The following is an 18,020-nucleotide window of genomic DNA, read 5'->3' on the forward strand; positions in this document are numbered from 1 at the left end:
GTTCGCCTGGCGTGGGTGTTTCAATGGCTGTTGGGCAGATAGCCGTAGGCAATCAGATGGCGGTCACTGACGACCTCAATCTGTAACTCCAGTTTGGCCTGTTGCAGCTGTTGCGCAATCTCATCAGGGCGAAAAGCCGCCAGCAGTGAATGATAAAAATCGCGCTGCAATACCTCAGGCTCATTGCCGCTGCAGCGTTGCACCAGCTCGCGGGCAATGGCCTCGGTCGGGGGGCGCATGAGATCCATGACAAACACAAAAGCCCCCGGCTTGGCGTAGCGTTTAATCGCTTCCCACAGAATCTGCGGCTGATGCAGATGATGCAGCAAGCTGTTGGAGATGATGCCCTCATAGTGGGGGCGGGGCGGCGCATCCTCGGGTAAGCGGGCATAACTGAGTTTGACCCGCTGGGCCAGTCCGGAAGCGGCCACCAACGGAGCACCGGCCTCCAGCATCGCCTGGGCGCCGTCAATGCCATCAATCTGACACTGTGCAAAGGCCCTGGCAAAGCGCACCGAAATATCCCCTGGACCACAGCCTAAATCCAGAATCGCGCCACTGGGCTCAAGCCCCGGAAAAGACTGCTGAAATAATTCGATGAAGTAGCTGTGCGGAGCCTCAAAATCCGCCTGGGCATAAGCGTGTGCCTGCTGCGGATCGAGCATCAATTCAGGTTCTGGGCTGCGTTGCATGGGCGTCCTCTATGGGCTGAAGATCAATAAGACATTCACGGGCAAGCATTTCATCAAGGGTTTCACGGCGGGTGATCAAGTGGGTCTGCGCGCCACTGATCATGACCTCGGCCGGTCGGGTGCGGGAGTTGTAATTGGAGCTCATGCAATAGCCATAGGCACCGGCGCTGCAAATCGCTAACAGATCCCCCTCGTGGAGGCTGAGGCTGCGCTGTTTGCCAAGAAAATCGGCGCTTTCACACACCGGCCCGACGATATCAAACAGGGTTTTTGCCGGGGTGGCGTGCTCCACCACCGGGATGATCTCCTGCCAGGCGTCATATAAGGCCGGGCGCAGCAATTCGCTCATCGAGGCATCGACAATGGCAAACTGCTTGTCCGGGGCCTGCTTGAGGTACTCTACCCGGGTGAGCAAAATACCGGCATTGCCGACAATCGCCCGGCCCGGTTCGAGCAGGATTTCATACGGCAGCGGGGCTAATTCCGCGAGCAAGGCCCGGCCATAATCGTGCGGTGTCGGCGGGGTTTCGTGGCGATAGCGAATCCCCAGACCGCCGCCAAGATCAAGATGTTGCAGCGTGATGCCGATCTGCGCCAATGCCTGGGTCAGCGTCAGGACCCGCTGCAAGGCATCCAGAAACGGTGCCAGCGAGGTCAATTGTGAGCCGATATGACAGGCCAGCCCTTTGATCTCCAGATGCGCCAGCGTGGCCGCTTGGCGATAAAGCGATACGGCCTCATCAATATCCACGCCGAACTTGTTTTCTTTCAAGCCGGTGGAGATATACGGGTGTGTGCCGGCATCCACATCGGGATTGACGCGCAGGGCAATGGGGGCTTTTAGCCCCATCTCACCGGCCAGTGCATTGAGGCGATACAGCTCTGCGCTGGATTCCACATTAAAGCAGCGAATCCCGGCAGTGAGGGCGGCGCGCATCTCATCGTGACGCTTGCCAACGCCGGAAAACACCACCTTGGCCGGATCGCCCCCGGCACGTATCACCCGCGCCAGCTCGCCCCCTGAGACAATATCAAAACCAGAGCCCAGGCGTGCCAGTTGTTGCAGGATGGCCAGGCTGGAATTGGCCTTGACCGCGTAGCAGATCAGGTGCGGATGTTCGCCCAGCGCCTGATCAAAGGCCTGCCAGTTGGCGGTCAACTGTGCCTGTGAGTAGACATAACAGGGGGTGTTATATTGAGCGGCGACAGTGCGCAGGTCCACCCCTTCAAGATGCAGCCGCCCATCCAGATAATGCAGTGTGTCCATGATTTACTGCCCTGCATCCGCCGCTGGCGGATCGGGAAGATATAACGGCCCTTTTTGGCCGCAGCTTGCCAGCATGGAAGCCACGCCCAAGGCGATGACCACCGCGATCATCAACAGATTTGACCAGCATATACGCATCTAAGAGGCCTCGCGAAAAGGGTAGAGGGATAGGAGGTGCGCTTAACTGGCGAGCAATTTATCCAGTTCACCCTGCTGATCCAGGGCCTGCATATCGGTAAATCCGCCGACATGCACCTCACCGATAAAGATTTGCGGCACCGAGGTACGCCCGGCGCGGCGCTCCATGATCGGGCGCTGTTCTGGGTGTTGATCCACACGGATATCTTCAAACGCCACCCCTTTCCTGGACAGCAGTTTACGCGCCATCACACAATAAGGGCAGGCGGCGGTGGAATACATGATGACTTTGGTGGTCGCTATACTCATAAAAAAATCAGGTATTTTTTTGTTATATGACAGGGTTTACGCACACCTTAAGGCTAAGGCGATGAATTATTTTTTGCTGACCGGCAAACTGGCGGCTTGCCAGGCCGTAATGCCGCCGCGCAGATTGGCGACTTTGGCAAACTCGGCCTTGGTCAGCATACCGCAGGCCTGCGTAGAACGGGCGCCGCTTTGGCAATAAACAATGACCAGCTTGTTTTTGTGCTTTTCAAGCTCATGAATGCGCTGTTTGAACGCGCTCATCGGGATATGCCTGGCATTGGCGATGCGTCCGCTTTGCAGTTCAGCGGTTTCACGCACATCCAGCAACACCGCATCTTCCTGGTTCATGCTGCGCACCGCATCCTGCGGGGAAAGATTTTGATATTTACGGGTCAGGCGCTGCACTTCGGCAAAAATGATCAAACCGATGACCGTGGCCAGCAAGGCAAATAAAACGGGGTTGTTTCCGATAAACTCAAGGTATTGGTCCATAGTGGCAAACTTCCGGAAAGTTTAAGCAAAACGAGGGTGGATTAAACCTGTAGCGTATACGCCAGGCTTGATACAAAACGATAGGGGCGCGGGCTTGGCACTAGCTGGGGTGGCAAAAGACCTCCTGCATCATGCTGATCAAGCGCAAGGTTCTGGCATCGCCCACGCGATAGTATACGCGGTTGGCCTCTTTGCGTGAGGCGAGAATGCCCTTGTCGCGCAAAATGGCCAGATGCTGGGAGATATTGCTTTGTGAGGTTCCCACCCGTTCGACAATATCTTGTACGCTCACCTCCTCGTCGCCGAGGATGCATAAAATCTTTAGCCGTAAAGGGTGTGACATCGCCTTTAAGGAGCGGGATGCGCGCTCAATATCTTCGTCCCGTGTCATAAGTTCTGCGGTCATGTTATCTTTTAGCCCTACCAAATCAAGACCAGCGCCAGTGGCATCTGCCATGCATGATCGTTACGCCCCGGCATGATGAAAAGTGACTGACATGGCATCGTCAGGCCGATTTTGAAAAAAAACGGGCTACAGTTTATAAGTAAATCACCACATTTAACAGATGATTTTAGATTTTGATGGGCGTCGCGGGAAGGTTTTTTAGGGCGTATTCAAGGCCGCATACGCCGCATTTCAGGCCCTGGCGGATGGGGGTGTATGCGCTGGTGCTGTGCGTGCCGCTGCTCTGTGCGCCAGTGCGCGCCGAGGATGCCGCAGCCTTGACACGTCAGCTGGACGCGGTGCAAAACGACATCCTGCGCACCCAGCAGCAGCTTAGTCAGGCACGCGGTCGCTCCGGTCAGCTGGAGCGGGAGCTGCGTGATGTGGAGCTGGCCTTGGCGCAGGCGCATCAGGATCTGGCCCGCACGCAAGCCACACTGGAGAAGCTGGGCCAAAACGTGCAAACCTTGACACAGCAGCAACGCCAGCAGACCCAGGCGCTGCATACCCAGCGCGCCCAGTTGGCACAACAGCTGGAGCGCAGTTATCTGTTGCAGCGCGAGCACCGCCTCAAGCTGCTATTGCAACAGCAAGACCCGCAGCGCATGGCGCGCCTGTTGGCCTATTATGATTATTTTCATCAGGCACGCATGGCCCAGATGGCACGCAGCCAAAGCCTGTTACGCGAACTGGAACAGACCCTGACGGCCCTTGAGCAGACCTTGAGCGCCCGGCAAGAACAGCTCCAGATCGAGACGGCGCTACATCAACGCCTGTCAACGCAGCGGACACAGCGCACCCAGGTATTGGCCGAGCTGCGCCAGGAAATCCAACACAGCGGTCAGCAGCTGCGCCGTTTGCAAGACAATGAACGCCATCTGGAGCGTCTCTTGCGCGAACTTGAGCAGGTGCTGGCCGATATTCCTGCCGATGTCAGTGTAGGCACAGCCTTTGCTAAACTTAAGGGCAGGCTGCCGTGGCCAGTGGCTGGGCCGATGCGCAGCGCCTTTGGTGCTTCCCGGCAGGAAGGCATCACCTTATCGGCACAGGGCGTGGTGCTGGATGTGCCCACAGGGACGGCGGTGCGCGCCATCCATGCAGGGCGCGTGGCCTTTGCGCAATGGATGCACGGCTTTGGTTTGTTGCTGATTCTGGATCATGGTGAGGGGTATATGAGTTTATATGCGCATAACCACCGTCTGGAACATGACACCGGGGCCTGGGTGCAGGCCGGCGAGGTGATCACCCACAGTGGCGATACTGGCGGTCTGGGCAGTCCGGGGCTGTATTTTGAGATTCGCCACCAAGGGCGTCCAGTGAACCCGGCGCAGTGGTGTCACTCTAACCCGGATTCCAGGCGATAACAGGATATTGCTTCAGCCAGTCCACGGATACTCTATTATTTTTGCTTAACCCATCACTACACAGGAGGCACAGCGCCGCATGAGCACCTGACTCAGCGGGGTTGCGTAAACAAGCGTATGCACAAAAAAACCCGTATGGGCACCGGCATTGTCATTGGTGCGGTACTTGGACTGGCCCTGAGTTTGTCCTTTGGCGTCTTTGCCAATCGAGCCGATAACGTGGACGCCATCCCGCTGGAGGATTTGCGCGCCTTTACGGACGTATTTGTCCGCATCAAGCGCAACTATGTGGAGGAAGTGGATAACTCACAGCTTTTGGAAAACGCCATTCGCGGGATGCTCTCGGGGCTGGATCCTCATTCGGCCTATCTGGGAGAGCGTGAATTTCGTGACCTGCAAATCGGCACCAGTGGCGAGTTTGGCGGTCTGGGCATCGAGGTTGGTATGGAAGATGGCTTTGTCAAGGTGATTGCGCCTATTGATGACACGCCTGCCAGCCGTGCCGGGGTGCGTCCTGGGGATCTGATCATCCGTCTGGATGATACGCCGGTCAAAGGCATGTCCTTAACCGATGCCGTCAATACCATGCGCGGCCCCAAAGGCACCGACATCACCCTGACCATTGTGCGCGAAGGGACGGAGCGTCCGCTGAAGCTGACCCTGACCCGCGACACTATCCGGGTGCGCAGTGTGCGCACCGAGATGCTGGAGCCAGGCTTTGCCTATCTGCGCATTACCAACTTCCAGGCCAAAACCGGCGAAAATCTGCTGGAGGCGGTTGCCGCCCTGCAAGCGGAAAGTGGCGGACTCAAGGGGCTGGTATTGGATCTGCGCAACAACCCCGGCGGCGTGCTCAACAGTGCGGTCAGTGTCTCCGATGCCTTTTTGGAAGAGGGGCTGATTGTCTACACCGAAGGACGGGTGCCGGATGCCCAGTTTCGCTATACCGCCTCACGCGGTGATGTACTCCGGGGCGCGCCTATCGTGGTGTTAGTGAATGAAGGCTCGGCCTCTGCTTCAGAAATCGTCGCCGGGGCTTTGCAGGATCATCAGCGGGCGGTGGTGATGGGCAGTAATACCTTTGGCAAGGGTTCCGTGCAGACCATTTTGCCGCTGCGTCAGGAAACCGCACTCAAGCTGACGACGGCGCGCTATTACACCCCGGCGGGGCGTTCTATTCAGGCAGAAGGCATTACCCCCGACATCGTGCTGGAAAAACTCAGCGTCGCGCAGGCCGGTGAGGAATCGCTGCAGCCCGTGATCGAAGCGCAGTTATCACGGCATCTGGAAAGTGCGCGTCAGGCGGGACAGGAAACCCAAGATAATGAGGCCGAAGAGTCCTTGGCACAGCGCGACACGCAGATCTATGAAGCCTTGAACCTGCTCAAAGGCTTGCATATCCTGCAAGCCCGCCGCTGAGCCAGCGCGCCTAAGCCTCGCCGCTGCTGTTGTGTCGCCGGTCGAAATGGCACTGCGAGCGTGATAGAATGCTGCCGGATTCACCCCCGTGCGCGCCGCATCTGTGCCGCGCACCCTTTAAAAAACCCTTTTACCTTAACGGAGAAGGCTGTCATGCAACACACGATGCGCGCTGTGGTGGTCTGCGCTAAGGCCGCCCGCCCGCGTATTCGGGATGTGAAGACGTGTAGCCAAGTACATTCTTGTCAACTACCCCGCCCTAAAGGGCGGAGCTTGCCCGCCTGCCGCGACGCACCTGCCTGCGCCGCGTGCGTCGCGGCAGGCAGGCGCGGCGCAGACAGGTGAAAGCAAGCTAGGTTGACCAGCCTAAGCCCTGTTAAAGGGGCTACGTGTACAACAGGTCGTTAAGACTCACCGGCGGATGCTTCCTCAGTCTGCCGCTCTGAAAGATCAGGATCATGCTGACGCAAGGTAAAACGTCGAAGGTTTTGATCGCCGTGCAAGCGGGAGCCGGTTGTACACATTGGCGAGGGGAGCGACGATGCCGCAAGGTGTCGTCCGTCACCAGGCCCTTACGGGCAGAGCCTCACGGCCCAGCAGGTGGAAGGCCTGCACTTATTTCCGGCGGCTGCGAGGTCGTAGCCGCTATCCCTCCCCAGCCTGAAGGCCGGGGTTTCTCGCGGAGAAACTGATGAATCTTGACAAGATACCTGCTGGCAACGACATTCCCAATGATTTCAATGTGGTGATCGAAATTCCTGCCCACGGATCGCCGGTCAAATATGAATTTGACAAAGAAAGCGGCGCGCTGTTTGTGGATCGTTTTATGAACGCCGCGATGTTTTATCCGTGCAGCTACGGTTTTGTCCCGCATACCCTGTCTGAAGACGGTGACCCGGTGGATGTGCTGGTGATCACGCCGGTACCGGTGATGAGTGGCAGCGTGGTGCCATGCCGTCCGGTGGGCATGTTGAAAATGACCGACGAATCCGGTCCGGATGCCAAGATTCTGGCCGTGCCCTTGTCCAAGCTGTACACCCAATACGAAAAGGTACAAGGCCCTGATGATCTGCCGCGTGAATTGCTGGCACAGATCAGCCACTTTTTCGAGCATTACAAAGAACTGGAGCCCAACAAGTGGGTTAAGGTCGATGCCTGGGTGGGCGTGGAAGAAGCCAAGGCAGAATTGGTGGCCAGCTACAAGCGCTATCAAAAAAGCAAGGTCTAAGGCCGCCGGCCTGAGTCCCTCCTTGACTCAGATTTTTCATTCGGCCCCTGATCGCCTGCCGCGTCACGGGCCGTTTTGCTCGTTCAGGCGATGGCCGCAACAGACATTGCCTCTATACCCTTCCCACGCACAAAGGCGACGACAGCGGTGATTGGTCCGGCGGATGTCTGTATGGTCTGCTATCATCCTGCGTTGAGTTTTAACCCGTCAAGCCACCCGATCTGCATGTATCCGCTGCCTACCACACCATGCCTTGTTGCACCTGGCGCTACAGTCCCTGCAGCGGCACTGTCGGCAGTCTTGGTGTCCAGCGTCTGGCCTGTGCGGTTTTTATTGGCCTAGCGTATGGCACAACATACCATCAAGGATGCCTTCACCGAACGGCGACTGTTTTTCAGTCGGGTGGTGGTGCTTGTGGTTTTTATTGTGCTGTTGTTTGGCATTTTGATCGTTCGCCTGAGCCATTTGCAGGTCGTCAATTACTCGCATTTCACCACCCTCTCGCAAAATAACCGGGTGCGCCTGGAGGCCCTGCCGCCCCCACGCGGCTTGATTTATGATCGCAACGGGGTGATTCTGGCAGAAAATCGACCGGCCTATCAGCTGGAAATCACCCTTGAGCAGGTGGAGGATTTACAGGAAACCCTGGAGCGGCTGGGGCGTATCGTCACCCTGGAAAACAGCGAAATCGAACGCTTTCGCCGTCTGTTGCGGCGCAAACGCCCCTTCCAGGCGGTACCGCTGAAACTTAATCTCAGTGATGAAGAGGTCGCCAATTTTGCAGTCGATCGCCATCGCTTTCCCGGTGTGGATATTCAGGCCCGGCTGGCGCGCCATTATCCGATGGGGGAGGAAATGGCGCATGTGGTTGGCTATGTAGGACGCATCGATGAGCGCGAACTGGCACGCATTGATACGCGCAATTACAGCGGTACCAGCCATATCGGTAAAATTGGCGTGGAACGCTACTATGAAGACGTGCTGCATGGGCAGGTCGGTTATCAGCGGGTTGAGGTTAATGCCCAGGGGCGCATGTTGCGCATCCTCGAACGCCAGCCGCCGGTGGCCGGGCGCGATATTGTCTTGAGTCTGGATGTGCGCCTGCAGGCCGCTGCCCGCCAGGCGCTCAATGGCTATACCGGCGCGATTGTGGCGATGGACCCACGCACCGGCGAGGTGCTGGCGATGGTCAGTATGCCCAGCTTTGACCCGAATCTGTTTGTGCATGGCATTCCGGCCTCTATCTATAACCAGTTGCGGGATCATCGCCGCCAGCCCTTGTTTAACCGCGCCCTGACCGGACAATATCCCCCCGGCTCGACCTTAAAGCCGGTGGTGGGGCTGGCCGGGCTTGAACACAATATCATCACCGCCAGTCGCACCATGTTTGCGGCGGGGTATTACCAGCTTCCCGGCCATGACCGGCGTTACCGCGACTGGCGCCGTCACGGTCATGGCTGGGTGAATCTGGACAAGGCCATTGCCCAGTCCTCGGATGTGTATTTTTACGATCTGGGCTATCGTCTGGGCATTGACCGCATGTCAGAATTTTTAGGGCTGTTTGGGTTAGGGCGTGTCACCGGCATTGATTCCACCGGGGAACGGGCCGGTATCTTGCCCAGCCGTGAATGGAAACAGGGCGCTTTGGGGACCGTCTGGTATCCCGGCGAAACCATTATCGCCGCCATTGGCCAGGGCTATATGCTCACCACGCCGCTGCAATTAGCCTCCGTGGCCAGCACCTTGGCGATGCGCGGCATCCGTATCCGTCCGCACCTGTTGCGCGGCATCATTAACTCCGACTCAGAGGAACTGGAGCTGGTCAGCCCTGAATATCTCAGCCCGGTGCGGGTGAGTCATCCGCAATACTGGGATCAGGTGCTCGATCCGATGGTGCATGTGGTGCATCAACCCAATGGCACCGCCTACAACTCCACCGGGCGCACTGCCGCCTATATCATTGCGGGCAAAACCGGCACCTCCCAGGTGTTTGGGCTGGGCCAGGATGAGGAATACGACGAGTCCCGCATCGCCAAGCATCTGCGTGACCATGCCCTGTTTATCGCCTACGCTCCGGCGGAAGATCCCCGTATCGCCATTGCCGTCATTGTGGAAAACGGCGGCAGTGGCTCGCGCACAGCGGCCCCCATTGCGCGCATGGTGATGGATCACTTTCTGCTGGAAATGGGAGGCTAGGCGTGCGTCGTTACGAACACAGCTTGCTGCTGCGGATTTTGCATCTGGACCTGCCCTTGCTGATGGGGCTGTTACTGCTCATGGGGCTGGGCTTTATTATTCTGTTCAGTGCCTCTGGAGAAGACACCGACACCTTGTTGCGCCAGGCGATGCGCATTGGCATTGCCTTTGGCATCATGTTTTTGCTGGCGCAGATTCCCAGCCATCATCTGCGCTTATGGAGCCCCTGGCTGTATGGGCTGGGCGTGATTTTGCTGGTCTTGGTGTTGCTGGTCGGGGATGTTGGCAAGGGCGCACAACGCTGGCTGGATCTGGGCTTTTTCCGCTTTCAGCCCTCGGAGCTGATGAAGCTGGTGGTGCCGATGCTGATTGCCTGGTATTTTGCAGATCGTCCGCTGCCGCCGCGTTTTCGTGAGGTCTTGGTTGCCGGTATCCTGGTGGCCGTCCCCGCCGTGCTGATTGTCGGCCAACCCGATCTGGGAACCGCCATTCTGGTCACCAGCTCAGGGCTTTTGGTGATTTTTCTGGCTGGTGTGCGCTGGCGTATCCTCATTGCCCTGGGCGCGTTGTTGCTCGCCATCGCCCCGTTTTTTTGGCATTTCATGCGCGATTACCAGCGCCAGCGCGTCCTGACCTTGCTCAATCCCGAAAGCGACCCGCTCGGCGCGGGCTATCACATCATCCAGTCCAAGATTGCCATCGGTTCGGGCGGGCTGTATGGCAAGGGCTGGCTTAATGGCACCCAGTCACAGCTGGCATTTTTGCCAGAACGCTCCACCGACTTCATCTTTGCCGTGTATGCTGAAGAATTCGGCCTGCTGGGTATTTTGCTGTTGTTAAGCATCTACCTTTTTCTGATTCTGCGCGGGCTTTATATTGCGGTGCGGGCGCAAGACACTTATGCTCGTTTACTGGCCGGCAGCATTAGCATGACCTTTTTTGTCTATGTGTTCGTTAATGCCGGCATGGTCAGCGGCTTATTACCTGTCGTGGGCATACCTTTACCGCTGGTCAGTTATGGTGGCACCTCCATGGTGACGATTCTGGCCGCATTCGGTATTCTCATGTCCATTCATTCTCATCGGAGGCTCATGGCTTGATTACCCCTGCTCGTTTTTCCCTTCGCGCCTGGCCGCGTGGGCTGTTGCTGGTTTTGGTATTTCTTCTCCCGGCCAGCGGCTGCGCCAATCCGCCCGCCCATGTCGCCCCGTATACCGCCGGCGATCCGCCCTATCTTGAGCGTGAAGAGGTGCAGCGCTTCATCAGCGAAATGGTTGAGGAAGGTTTTTCCCGCGATGAGCTCATCGCACTGTTTCGCAGCGCCAAGCCCCAGCAGCGCGTCATTGATTTGATGACACGCCCCGCCGAGGCGCGCCCGTGGTACAGCTACAGACCCATCTTTGTCAACGCCCGGCGCATTGAGGAAGGGGAGCGTTTCTGGCAGGAAAACGAAAGTCTGCTGTTGCGTGCCCAGGAAACCTTTCGCGTGAATGCCGAGATCATTGTCGCCATCATCGGTGTGGAAACCAATTATGGGCGCAATCAGGGCAGCTTCCCGGTATTCGATACCCTGGTGACCCTGGGCTTTGACTATCCCCCGCGCCAGACCTTTTTCCGCAGCGAGCTGGGCCATTTTTTACGCCTGGTGCGTGAAGAACCACACCTCGATCTGCGCGAGGTCAAGGGCTCTTATGCCGGGGCGATGGGACGCGGCCAATTTATCTCCTCAAGCTATCGGGCCTATGCGGTGGATTTTAGCGGCGATGGGCAGCGGGATCTGATCGGCTCCTGGCCGGATGCCATCGGCAGTGTCGCCAATTACTTCAAACAGCACGGCTGGGTGATGGGGGATGCGGTCGTGGTTCCGGCACGGGTCGAAGGCGAGGCCTACAAGGCGTTGCTGGGCGGGGGGTTTTTGCCACGCCACAGCCTTGAAGATCTGGCCCGCCACGGCGTCAGACCGGCGGCGAATGTGGCTCCCGATCAGCTATTTTCGCTGATTGAACTGCAAACCGAAGATGGCGTTGAGGTCTGGCTGGGATTGAATAATTTTTATGTGATCACCCGCTACAACCGCAGTCCCTTATACGCCATGGCCGTGCATCAGGTCTCCCAGGGCTTGATTCAGGCCAGACATTCATCGATCACCCGATAAAACCAACAAGGTAAGCCGGTATGCCATACATCTTGGGTGTCATTCGTGTTGTTGCTGTTATTGGCCTGCTTGTGCTACTGGCCGCCTGCGCCAGCAAGCCCATGTCGCCTGGCGACGGGCCGCCGAAAAAAGTCCCGGATCTCAGTGGGGTAGGTGATCCGACGCCGCGCTCAGAACCCTTGAGTCGCTATGGCAACCCGCCCACCTATGAGGTCTTTGGCCAGACCTATCACACCATGAACTCCGCCAAAGGCTATGTGGAACGCGGTATTGCCTCCTGGTATGGCACCAAGTTCCACGGCCAGCGCACCTCCAGCGGCGAACCCTACGACATGTACAGCATGACCGCCGCCCATACCCGCCTGCCCTTGCCGGTCTATGTACGGGTCACCAATCTGGAAAACGGGCGCAGCGTGATTGTGCGCGTCAATGATCGCGGCCCCTTTGTCAAAAACCGCCTGATTGACATGTCCTACGCCGCCGCCAAACGTCTGGGGATGCTGGAAAAAGGCACCGCCGTGGTGGAGGTGCGCGCCCTGGATGAAGGTCTTCCCTATCTGCCGGATACCCAGATCAGCGCCTTCCCCCGCGAATTGTTTCGTGATCCCCATGCCCCGGCCGAACGCGATATGTACCTGCAAATCGGCGCCTTTTCCAGCCGCTCCAATGCCGAATCCCTGCGCCAGCAGCTGTTGGCCAATGGCTTGAGTGGCATTGGCATTCATACCGCCAGCAATCACCGAGGACCGCCGGTCTATCGCGTCAAGGTCGGACCGCTGGCCAGTCTGGATGCAGCCCATCAGACCGTGCAAAAGCTTGATCAACTCGGCGTGCGCGATTATCGCGTGATTGTGGATTAGCCTAATCCAGCACCTGCACCTTCAGATCCACCGCCATGCTTTCGTGTGGATCATGGGTGCTCAGCCCCAGGCGCCGCTCACCCGATGTCAGGTCTTCATGACGCACAGCCCCGCCCAGGCTGATCCACTCATCCGGGCGGGCGGTGATGGTGGTGCTCAGGGCCTGGCGCTCGGCCAGTCGGGTAAAGCGGCTGCTTTCCGGGCGCAATTTTTCATAAAACTGCTCCACCTCCAGCAATATACGCCCATCCGGCAACAGCAAGGGCCGCACCCCAAATCCGCGCTCAAAGACATCCCGCGAGCCGCCATGACTGACCTCTTGCCAAGGCATTAACAGCGGGACAGCAAGACTTTCGCCCGTTTTGATCAAAGCCGGCTGTCCTTCCAACACCCGCAGCTGATGCGTTTCGCCATCCCGGCGTGTGTGATACTGACGCATCACCGGCTGCCCTTCCTGCCAGGGTGATGCCTGCGTCTGCGGTCGCGAACCGCGCCGTACCACCAGCAACAGATTACGCGCCGGACGATCCAGGGCCGCAATGCTTTCGCGCAAGGCGCTGATCGTGCCAGGATGCGCCCGGATCAATAGCTGAAAATCCCGCCCCGAAATCACCTCCTGCGGCCCCAGCAAAGGCTCCAGCACAGGAATCAGCTCACTGGCCAGGCGATGCTGCAAAGGAATCACCTCCAGCACCTCCCGCGCCTGCACCGCACCGCTACACAACACCCACAGCAGTAACCACAACATGAACCTAGGCATTGTCTGCATCCTCACCGGCATGAAATGACAGCGCCGCTGAATTGATGCAATAGCGCAAGCCCGTAGGCTTGGGCCCATCCTCAAACACATGCCCTAGATGCGCATCACACTGACTGCAACGCACTTCGGTGCGAATCATCCCATGACTCGCATCGCGCACCGACGTGAGCGCCGTCGCCGTCACCGGCTGCCAATAACTGGGCCAACCGGAACCGGAATCATATTTATGCACTGAACTGAACAACGGCGCATCACAGCAAATGCAGTGATACACCCCAGTGGCCTTATGCTGATAATACGCCCCACTAAAGGCCGGTTCCGTACCGCCTAGCCGCGCAACCCGGTACGCCTCATCACTGAGCAACGCACGCCACTGAGCATCGCTTTTCTTGGTCATCACTTACCCTCCTGCTAAAGTTATAAAGCGCCACGCACCCGCAAGGTATGCTTTTGCAGATCGCTCTGATTCACGGTGATCCCACGAATTCATCGCAGACCTCAAAGCCCGGCAGAGACACGCGCTTTGCCGACTGAAGCCTTGCCTCAGCATCTTATAATGATTCAACGGTGGCAACATAGCAGGACTTAGGCATTGAGGCAGCCTGAAATTGTGGATTAAGCGGTGTGGCAAGCGGTGCAGGAAAGCACATGGTAGGCTGGGTATTGCGTTCTGCGGCAGTGTTTTTGACAGCCACCCGGTGGTCTGAAGGTCGAGGCGTGTCTTGTCCCGAGACAATAGGCGGGTCCTTCAGCCTGTGAAATTGGGCAAAATCGAGCCTCTGACGACTTGTGAAAATCATGACCTACGTCAAAGGTCTATGCGAGAGAGGCGTTCAAGCAGGGCGCAAAAAGCGCAAAAAATCACGCAAAGCATTCGCGTTAGAGAAAAAAATTAAATTTAAGTTATTGATTTAAAAGGTTTATTTTTTATGTAATGCAATATTTCAGAATTTGTGAACCCGTGTCACCTTTTCTGGAGCGCTTGCTTGACATTCAATGCTGTAATGCTAGACTGACACCCACGAATCGCACACGGATTGCAGGGTCTTTGGCAAGCAAGCAGATACCGATAAAGCATACGCCAAATAACCCGTCTTAGTCAGGACAGGCTAGCTAGCATGCTAAATATTTAAAGCGCTTGAATGTTATGTTGTCTCAAGGGATGGAAAGGCAGGTATGGCGCTTTGAGTAGCCTTGAATTTAGAGGCTCAGATATTGTAAAACGAACCTTGTGTGTGACCAAACGATTGATTTTTTCGGAGGTGATTAGATGCCTGCACAGCAAACAGCAAGTGTTTCCGGTTTGACTGAACGTCAAGCAAAAGAGTTCCATGCGCAGTTCACAAAGACATATAGTGTGTTTGTAGTTTTAGCCGCGCTGGTTCATTTGTTGGTGTATGCCTACAAGCCCTGGTTCTAAATTCACAGCGCCAGTGAGCGCCATGATGCTAGGCCAGATTTTTTAGTTAGCGTTAATTTTCTTTTTAGGAGTCCTCCATGAGTGATGAAAGAGTCCCAAGCCCAAGCAACCCAGCCGACGATTGGAAGATGTGGTTGGTTGTAAATCCAGCAACTTGGTTGATGCCGATCCTGTTTGCTGTGTTGGCAACTGCTTTGGTTGTCCATATTTATGTAGCAAATGCTGGCATATTCTTTAACTTAGGCTGATTTTCTAAGTTTTAGTTTTTTTACATGTCTAAAAATCCTTAACGGAGAATATACAATGGCTGATGTAAGTCCTTCCGGTTTGACCGAACGTCAAGCAAAAGAATTCCACGCACAATTCACCAAGACCTACACCGTGTTTGTAGTGCTGGCTGCGCTGGTACACCTGCTGGTTTATGCATACAAGCCTTGGTTCTAAGCATTACTGCTGCTGACCATTAAGTCAAAACGAAAAGATCACATTCAGAGGAATATCCGATGAGCGACGAAAGAGTCCCAAGCCCAAGCAACCCAGCCGACGATTGGAAAATGTGGTTGGTAGTTAACCCAGCCAACTGGTTGATGCCGATCCTGTTCTCCCTGCTGGTGCTGGGCATTGCCATTCACTTCTATGTGTTCTCCATCCCAGGCATGGGCTGGACGCTGGCTAGCTAATTAAAGCTATCACACGCTGCACAATTTAACTAAAAATCCTTAACGGAGAATATACAATGGCTGATGTAAGTCCTTCCGGTTTGACCGAACGTCAAGCAAAAGAATTCCACGCACAATTCACCAAGACCTACACCGTGTTTGTAGTGCTGGCTGCGCTGGTACACCTGCTGGTTTATGCTATACAAGCCTTGGTTCTAAGCATTACTGCTGCTGACCATTAAGTCAAAACGAAAGATCACATTCAGAGGAATATCCGATGAGCGACGAAAGAGTCCCAAGCCCAAGCAACCCAGCCGACGATTGGAAAATGTGGTTGGTGGTTAACCCAGCTACCTGGTTGATGCCAATTCTGTTCTCCCTGCTGGTGCTGGGCATTGCCATTCACTTTTATGTGTTCTCCATCCCAGGCATGGGCTGGACGCTGGCTAGCTAATTAAAGCTATCACACGCTGCGCAATTTAACTAAAAATCCTTAACGGAGAATATACAATGGCTGATGTAAGTCCTTCCGGTTTGACCGAACGTCAAGCAAAAGAATTCCACGCACAATTCACCAAGACCTACACCGTGTTTGTAGTGCTGGCTGCGCTGGTACACCTGCTGGTTTATGCATACAAGCCTTGGTTCTAAGCATTACTGCTGCTGACCATTAAGTCAAAACGAAAAGATCACATTCAGAGGAATATCCGATGAGCGACGAAAGAGTCCCAAGCCCAAGCAACCCAGCCGACGATTGGAAAATGTGGTTGGTAGTTAACCCAGCTACCTGGTTGATGCCAATTCTGTTTGCTGTGCTGGCAACTGCTTTGGTTGTCCATATTTATGTAGCAAACGCTGGCGTATATTTTAATATTGCCTAATGCTTGGCCAGCTTTCTAGCTGATTTGCAAAGTGTAGCTTTAATCAAAAAACATCCTTAACGGAGAATATACAATGGCTGATGTAAGTCCTTCCGGTTTGACCGAACGTCAAGCAAAAGAATTCCACGCACAATTCACCAAGACCTACACCGTGTTTGTAGTGCTGGCTGCGCTGGTACACATGCTGGTTTATGCATACAAGCCTTGGTTCTAAAAAACCTTACGCTTTGCTCCATAAATCAACAAATACTAGAGGAAAATGGTAATGCCTACTGCGCCTAGCGAAAGAATTCGGCCACCAAGCAACCCTAGAGACGACTGGAAACTGTGGTTGGTTGTCAACCCTTCAACATGGTTGATCCCGATTCTGTTCTCCCTGTTCGTACTCGGTCTGGCGATTCATCTCTACGTCTTCTCCATCCCAGGCATGGGCTGGACGCTGGCTAGCTAATAGCTTCAGCCGTTGAGTGAATTCGGGAGATTAAAAAATCCCGAGCACGACAAAGCCGCCTATATAGGCGGCTTTGTCGTTTAAGCCCTGCCTGCTTTTACCTTTCAAATCATTTATCCCCGGCCCGGTCCACTGTTTTTGTCTGCGATAAACTGGCAAAATAAATTCTCAGACTATCTTCAATATTCGTCCATATTTTTGCAAAGAGAGCGTTATGTTGATTCTCCAGGCTAAGCCAAAGCAGGGCAAACAGCGTGGTTTTACGCTGATTGAAGTAATGGTGGTTGTGGTTATTCTGGGCATTCTTGCCGCGATTGTGGTGCCGCGTGTCATGGATCGTCCGGATGATGCCCGCATTACCAAAGCGCGTAATGACATCCGTGCGATTGAGAGCGCATTGAATTTATACCGTTTGGATAACTTTCAGTATCCCAGCAGTGATCAGGGGCTGCGTGCCTTGGTAGAGCGCCCTGCGGGTCAACCCGAGGCGCGCAATTGGCGCACGGGCGGTTATCTTGATCGTCTGCCGACCGATCCTTGGGGTAATCCTTATCAATATCTGCACCCCGGCACGCGTGGCCAGATAGATATCTACAGTTTTGGTGCGGATGGCCGCCCCGGTGGCGAGGGAATTAATGCCGAAATAGGCAATTGGCATCTGGAATAATCCCGGTTGCTCGCTTTGTCTTGTGACATCAGGATATGCCCGTTACGTCCAGGGCGTAGCGCGCATGGGTTTACCCTGCTGGAAATTCTGGTGGTGTTGGTGCTGGTCGCCATCATGGCGGGTTTTGCCGTCATTTCTCTGGGCGATGGCTCGCGTGATCGCACCATTGAGCAAGAAGGGCGTCGGCTGGTGGCGCTGCTGAACCTGCTACGGGACGAGGCCATTCTGGGCGGCGAGGTGCGGGCGGTGGGCTTTGCACCGCAAGCCTACCATTTTTTGCGCCTGTATCGCGTGGATGAACGCAGCTATGAATGGTTGCCCGATGAAGACGATCCGGTCTTGCGCTCACGCGATTTAGCGCCTCTGGGTGTGGATTTTTTGCTGTATCTGGATAATTTGCCGCAGGCGCTGAATCCACGTCTGAGGCATCCTCCGCCGCAGATATTTTTTAGTGATACGGGTGAAATGATGCCATTTGCGTTGCATTTGCGCGATGAACGCGAGCGGCGTGTATTATGGATTTTAGAAGGCCATGCCGACGGGCGGTTTGCATTGATGCGCGCAGCGGATGGCCTGCGTTAGCGCCTTATGCATGGTCGATGAATATCGATATCTTG

Annotated in this window: 27 protein-coding genes; 19 read left to right on the plus strand and 8 right to left on the minus strand. The window is 55.6% G+C overall.

Annotated features, from left to right (window positions below):
- Window positions 1-20 precede the first annotated feature (20 nt).
- The 6 genes from THISIDRAFT_RS06525 to THISIDRAFT_RS06550 form a co-directional block, all read right to left on the minus strand.
- The gene (locus THISIDRAFT_RS06525; protein ID WP_006787437.1) at window positions 21-692 is read right to left on the minus strand and encodes a class I SAM-dependent methyltransferase; all 672 of its coding nucleotides are present in this window, start codon (window positions 690-692) and stop codon (window positions 21-23) included.
- Window positions 670-1,959 (minus strand): diaminopimelate decarboxylase, encoded by a 1,290-nt coding sequence (lysA, locus tag THISIDRAFT_RS06530; protein ID WP_006787438.1) that lies wholly within the window; start codon window positions 1,957-1,959, stop codon window positions 670-672. Before lysA ends, THISIDRAFT_RS06525 begins: the two co-directional genes overlap by 23 nt.
- Window positions 1,960-1,962: 3 nt before the next feature.
- Window positions 1,963-2,097: an LPS translocon maturation chaperone LptM gene (gene lptM / locus THISIDRAFT_RS14770; RefSeq protein WP_006787439.1), complete on the minus strand. Its 135-nt coding sequence runs from the start codon at window positions 2,095-2,097 to the stop codon at window positions 1,963-1,965.
- 42 nt (window positions 2,098-2,139) lie between these two features.
- Window positions 2,140-2,406: a glutaredoxin 3 gene (grxC, locus tag THISIDRAFT_RS06540; protein WP_006787440.1), complete on the minus strand. Its 267-nt coding sequence runs from the start codon at window positions 2,404-2,406 to the stop codon at window positions 2,140-2,142.
- A 66-nt stretch (window positions 2,407-2,472) separates the two neighbouring features.
- Window positions 2,473-2,898, minus strand: coding sequence for a rhodanese-like domain-containing protein (locus THISIDRAFT_RS06545; RefSeq protein WP_006787441.1), 426 nt, complete (start codon window positions 2,896-2,898; stop codon window positions 2,473-2,475).
- A gap of 100 nt (window positions 2,899-2,998) precedes the next feature.
- Window positions 2,999-3,289 (minus strand): ArsR/SmtB family transcription factor, encoded by a 291-nt coding sequence (locus tag THISIDRAFT_RS06550; RefSeq protein WP_174269470.1) that lies wholly within the window; start codon window positions 3,287-3,289, stop codon window positions 2,999-3,001.
- A gap of 260 nt (window positions 3,290-3,549) precedes the next feature.
- On the opposite strand from THISIDRAFT_RS06550, the gene THISIDRAFT_RS06555 reads away from it, so the two are divergent.
- The 7 genes from THISIDRAFT_RS06555 (at window position 3,550) to THISIDRAFT_RS06585 (ending at window position 12,565) form a co-directional block, all read left to right on the plus strand.
- The gene (locus tag THISIDRAFT_RS06555) at window positions 3,550-4,707 is read left to right on the plus strand and encodes a murein hydrolase activator EnvC family protein (RefSeq protein WP_006787443.1); all 1,158 of its coding nucleotides are present in this window, start codon (window positions 3,550-3,552) and stop codon (window positions 4,705-4,707) included.
- A 117-nt stretch (window positions 4,708-4,824) separates the two neighbouring features.
- Window positions 4,825-6,126: a S41 family peptidase gene (locus THISIDRAFT_RS06560; protein WP_006787444.1), complete on the plus strand. Its 1,302-nt coding sequence runs from the start codon at window positions 4,825-4,827 to the stop codon at window positions 6,124-6,126.
- Between the two features lie 691 nt (window positions 6,127-6,817).
- Window positions 6,818-7,354, plus strand: a complete 537-nt coding sequence (gene ppa, locus THISIDRAFT_RS06565; RefSeq protein ID WP_006787445.1) for an inorganic diphosphatase — start codon at window positions 6,818-6,820, stop codon at window positions 7,352-7,354.
- 345 nt (window positions 7,355-7,699) lie between these two features.
- Complete coding sequence (gene mrdA / locus THISIDRAFT_RS06570) at window positions 7,700-9,550, plus strand: penicillin-binding protein 2 (RefSeq protein ID WP_006787446.1); 1,851 nt, start codon at window positions 7,700-7,702, stop codon at window positions 9,548-9,550.
- Window positions 9,551-9,552: 2 nt separating this feature from the next.
- Window positions 9,553-10,650 (plus strand): rod shape-determining protein RodA, encoded by a 1,098-nt coding sequence (gene rodA, locus THISIDRAFT_RS06575; RefSeq protein ID WP_006787447.1) that lies wholly within the window; start codon window positions 9,553-9,555, stop codon window positions 10,648-10,650.
- A complete protein-coding gene (mltB, locus tag THISIDRAFT_RS06580; RefSeq protein ID WP_006787448.1) occupies window positions 10,647-11,705 on the plus strand; it encodes a lytic murein transglycosylase B in 1,059 nt (352 codons plus the stop codon). Before rodA ends, mltB begins: the two co-directional genes overlap by 4 nt.
- 20 nt (window positions 11,706-11,725) lie before the next feature.
- Entirely contained in the window at window positions 11,726-12,565 is an 840-nt protein-coding gene (locus tag THISIDRAFT_RS06585; protein WP_006787449.1) for a septal ring lytic transglycosylase RlpA family protein, read from the plus strand.
- 1 nt (window position 12,566) lies between these two features.
- On the opposite strand, the gene THISIDRAFT_RS06590 is transcribed toward THISIDRAFT_RS06585, so the two are convergent.
- Both THISIDRAFT_RS06590 and msrB read right to left on the minus strand, forming a co-directional pair.
- Window positions 12,567-13,325: a hypothetical protein gene (locus tag THISIDRAFT_RS06590; RefSeq protein WP_006787450.1), complete on the minus strand. Its 759-nt coding sequence runs from the start codon at window positions 13,323-13,325 to the stop codon at window positions 12,567-12,569.
- Window positions 13,318-13,722 carry a peptide-methionine (R)-S-oxide reductase MsrB gene (msrB, locus tag THISIDRAFT_RS06595; protein WP_006787451.1) on the minus strand — a complete coding sequence of 135 codons (405 nt, stop codon included), beginning with the start codon at window positions 13,720-13,722 and terminating at the stop codon, window positions 13,318-13,320. The genes THISIDRAFT_RS06590 and msrB overlap by 8 nt, the downstream gene beginning before the upstream one ends.
- An 873-nt stretch (window positions 13,723-14,595) precedes the next feature.
- Between msrB and pufB (THISIDRAFT_RS06600) the strand changes: the two genes are divergently transcribed.
- The 12 genes from pufB (THISIDRAFT_RS06600) (at window position 14,596) to gspH (ending at window position 17,985) form a co-directional block, all read left to right on the plus strand.
- Window positions 14,596-14,745 carry a light-harvesting antenna LH1, beta subunit gene (pufB, locus tag THISIDRAFT_RS06600; protein ID WP_006787452.1) on the plus strand — a complete coding sequence of 50 codons (150 nt, stop codon included), beginning with the start codon at window positions 14,596-14,598 and terminating at the stop codon, window positions 14,743-14,745.
- 77 nt (window positions 14,746-14,822) lie between these two features.
- Entirely contained in the window at window positions 14,823-14,993 is a 171-nt protein-coding gene (gene pufA, locus THISIDRAFT_RS06605) for a light-harvesting antenna LH1, alpha subunit (RefSeq protein WP_006787453.1), read from the plus strand.
- A 55-nt stretch (window positions 14,994-15,048) separates the two neighbouring features.
- Entirely contained in the window at window positions 15,049-15,189 is a 141-nt protein-coding gene (gene pufB, locus THISIDRAFT_RS06610) for a light-harvesting antenna LH1, beta subunit (protein ID WP_006787454.1), read from the plus strand.
- 59 nt (window positions 15,190-15,248) lie between these two features.
- Window positions 15,249-15,425 (plus strand): light-harvesting antenna LH1, alpha subunit, encoded by a 177-nt coding sequence (pufA, locus tag THISIDRAFT_RS06615; protein WP_006787455.1) that lies wholly within the window; start codon window positions 15,249-15,251, stop codon window positions 15,423-15,425.
- 56 nt (window positions 15,426-15,481) lie between these two features.
- The gene (pufB, locus tag THISIDRAFT_RS06620) at window positions 15,482-15,646 is read left to right on the plus strand and encodes a light-harvesting antenna LH1, beta subunit (protein WP_221913968.1); all 165 of its coding nucleotides are present in this window, start codon (window positions 15,482-15,484) and stop codon (window positions 15,644-15,646) included.
- A gap of 35 nt (window positions 15,647-15,681) precedes the next feature.
- On the plus strand, window positions 15,682-15,858 hold the full coding sequence (gene pufA, locus THISIDRAFT_RS06625) for a light-harvesting antenna LH1, alpha subunit (RefSeq protein ID WP_006787931.1): 177 nt from the start codon (window positions 15,682-15,684) through the stop codon (window positions 15,856-15,858).
- Between the two features lie 56 nt (window positions 15,859-15,914).
- Complete coding sequence (gene pufB, locus THISIDRAFT_RS06630; RefSeq protein WP_006787454.1) at window positions 15,915-16,055, plus strand: light-harvesting antenna LH1, beta subunit; 141 nt, start codon at window positions 15,915-15,917, stop codon at window positions 16,053-16,055.
- A gap of 59 nt (window positions 16,056-16,114) precedes the next feature.
- Entirely contained in the window at window positions 16,115-16,285 is a 171-nt protein-coding gene (pufA, locus tag THISIDRAFT_RS06635) for a light-harvesting antenna LH1, alpha subunit (protein WP_006787932.1), read from the plus strand.
- A gap of 73 nt (window positions 16,286-16,358) precedes the next feature.
- Window positions 16,359-16,499, plus strand: coding sequence for a light-harvesting antenna LH1, beta subunit (gene pufB, locus THISIDRAFT_RS06640; protein ID WP_006787933.1), 141 nt, complete (start codon window positions 16,359-16,361; stop codon window positions 16,497-16,499).
- Window positions 16,500-16,550: 51 nt separating this feature from the next.
- The gene (pufA, locus tag THISIDRAFT_RS06645) at window positions 16,551-16,736 is read left to right on the plus strand and encodes a light-harvesting antenna LH1, alpha subunit (RefSeq protein WP_006787934.1); all 186 of its coding nucleotides are present in this window, start codon (window positions 16,551-16,553) and stop codon (window positions 16,734-16,736) included.
- A gap of 214 nt (window positions 16,737-16,950) precedes the next feature.
- Entirely contained in the window at window positions 16,951-17,403 is a 453-nt protein-coding gene (gspG, locus tag THISIDRAFT_RS06650) for a type II secretion system major pseudopilin GspG (RefSeq protein WP_006787935.1), read from the plus strand.
- 15 nt (window positions 17,404-17,418) lie between these two features.
- Complete coding sequence (gene gspH, locus THISIDRAFT_RS06655) at window positions 17,419-17,985, plus strand: type II secretion system minor pseudopilin GspH (protein ID WP_159098527.1); 567 nt, start codon at window positions 17,419-17,421, stop codon at window positions 17,983-17,985.
- The last annotated feature ends 35 nt before the right edge of the window (window positions 17,986-18,020 follow it).

This window comes from Thiorhodospira sibirica ATCC 700588, assembly GCF_000227725.2.
In the GTDB taxonomy this organism is placed as follows: domain Bacteria; phylum Pseudomonadota; class Gammaproteobacteria; order Ectothiorhodospirales; family Ectothiorhodospiraceae; genus Thiorhodospira; species Thiorhodospira sibirica.

What these genes read in the sequence shown, in the direction of transcription:
- THISIDRAFT_RS06525 (WP_006787437.1), bottom strand. Translation starts at nt 692, where the DNA reads ATGCAACGCAGCCCAGAACCTGAATTGATGCTCGATCCGCAGCAGGCA.
- lysA (WP_006787438.1), bottom strand. Translation starts at nt 1,959, where the DNA reads ATGGACACACTGCATTATCTGGATGGGCGGCTGCATCTTGAAGGGGTG.
- lptM (WP_006787439.1), bottom strand. Translation starts at nt 2,097, where the DNA reads ATGCGTATATGCTGGTCAAATCTGTTGATGATCGCGGTGGTCATCGCC.
- grxC (WP_006787440.1), bottom strand. Translation starts at nt 2,406, where the DNA reads ATGAGTATAGCGACCACCAAAGTCATCATGTATTCCACCGCCGCCTGC.
- THISIDRAFT_RS06545 (WP_006787441.1), bottom strand. Translation starts at nt 2,898, where the DNA reads ATGGACCAATACCTTGAGTTTATCGGAAACAACCCCGTTTTATTTGCC.
- THISIDRAFT_RS06550 (WP_174269470.1), bottom strand. Translation starts at nt 3,289, where the DNA reads ATGACACGGGACGAAGATATTGAGCGCGCATCCCGCTCCTTAAAGGCG.
- THISIDRAFT_RS06555 (WP_006787443.1), top strand. Translation starts at nt 3,550, where the DNA reads ATGGGGGTGTATGCGCTGGTGCTGTGCGTGCCGCTGCTCTGTGCGCCA.
- THISIDRAFT_RS06560 (WP_006787444.1), top strand. Translation starts at nt 4,825, where the DNA reads ATGCACAAAAAAACCCGTATGGGCACCGGCATTGTCATTGGTGCGGTA.
- ppa (WP_006787445.1), top strand. Translation starts at nt 6,818, where the DNA reads ATGAATCTTGACAAGATACCTGCTGGCAACGACATTCCCAATGATTTC.
- mrdA (WP_006787446.1), top strand. Translation starts at nt 7,700, where the DNA reads ATGGCACAACATACCATCAAGGATGCCTTCACCGAACGGCGACTGTTT.
- THISIDRAFT_RS06585 (WP_006787449.1), top strand. Translation starts at nt 11,726, where the DNA reads ATGCCATACATCTTGGGTGTCATTCGTGTTGTTGCTGTTATTGGCCTG.
- THISIDRAFT_RS06590 (WP_006787450.1), bottom strand. Translation starts at nt 13,325, where the DNA reads ATGCCTAGGTTCATGTTGTGGTTACTGCTGTGGGTGTTGTGTAGCGGT.
- msrB (WP_006787451.1), bottom strand. Translation starts at nt 13,722, where the DNA reads ATGACCAAGAAAAGCGATGCTCAGTGGCGTGCGTTGCTCAGTGATGAG.
- pufB (WP_006787452.1), top strand. Translation starts at nt 14,596, where the DNA reads ATGCCTGCACAGCAAACAGCAAGTGTTTCCGGTTTGACTGAACGTCAA.
- pufA (WP_006787453.1), top strand. Translation starts at nt 14,823, where the DNA reads ATGAGTGATGAAAGAGTCCCAAGCCCAAGCAACCCAGCCGACGATTGG.
- pufB (WP_006787454.1), top strand. Translation starts at nt 15,049, where the DNA reads ATGGCTGATGTAAGTCCTTCCGGTTTGACCGAACGTCAAGCAAAAGAA.
- pufA (WP_006787455.1), top strand. Translation starts at nt 15,249, where the DNA reads ATGAGCGACGAAAGAGTCCCAAGCCCAAGCAACCCAGCCGACGATTGG.
- pufB (WP_221913968.1), top strand. Translation starts at nt 15,482, where the DNA reads ATGGCTGATGTAAGTCCTTCCGGTTTGACCGAACGTCAAGCAAAAGAA.
- pufA (WP_006787931.1), top strand. Translation starts at nt 15,682, where the DNA reads ATGAGCGACGAAAGAGTCCCAAGCCCAAGCAACCCAGCCGACGATTGG.
- pufB (WP_006787454.1), top strand. Translation starts at nt 15,915, where the DNA reads ATGGCTGATGTAAGTCCTTCCGGTTTGACCGAACGTCAAGCAAAAGAA.
- pufA (WP_006787932.1), top strand. Translation starts at nt 16,115, where the DNA reads ATGAGCGACGAAAGAGTCCCAAGCCCAAGCAACCCAGCCGACGATTGG.
- pufB (WP_006787933.1), top strand. Translation starts at nt 16,359, where the DNA reads ATGGCTGATGTAAGTCCTTCCGGTTTGACCGAACGTCAAGCAAAAGAA.
- pufA (WP_006787934.1), top strand. Translation starts at nt 16,551, where the DNA reads ATGCCTACTGCGCCTAGCGAAAGAATTCGGCCACCAAGCAACCCTAGA.
- gspG (WP_006787935.1), top strand. Translation starts at nt 16,951, where the DNA reads ATGTTGATTCTCCAGGCTAAGCCAAAGCAGGGCAAACAGCGTGGTTTT.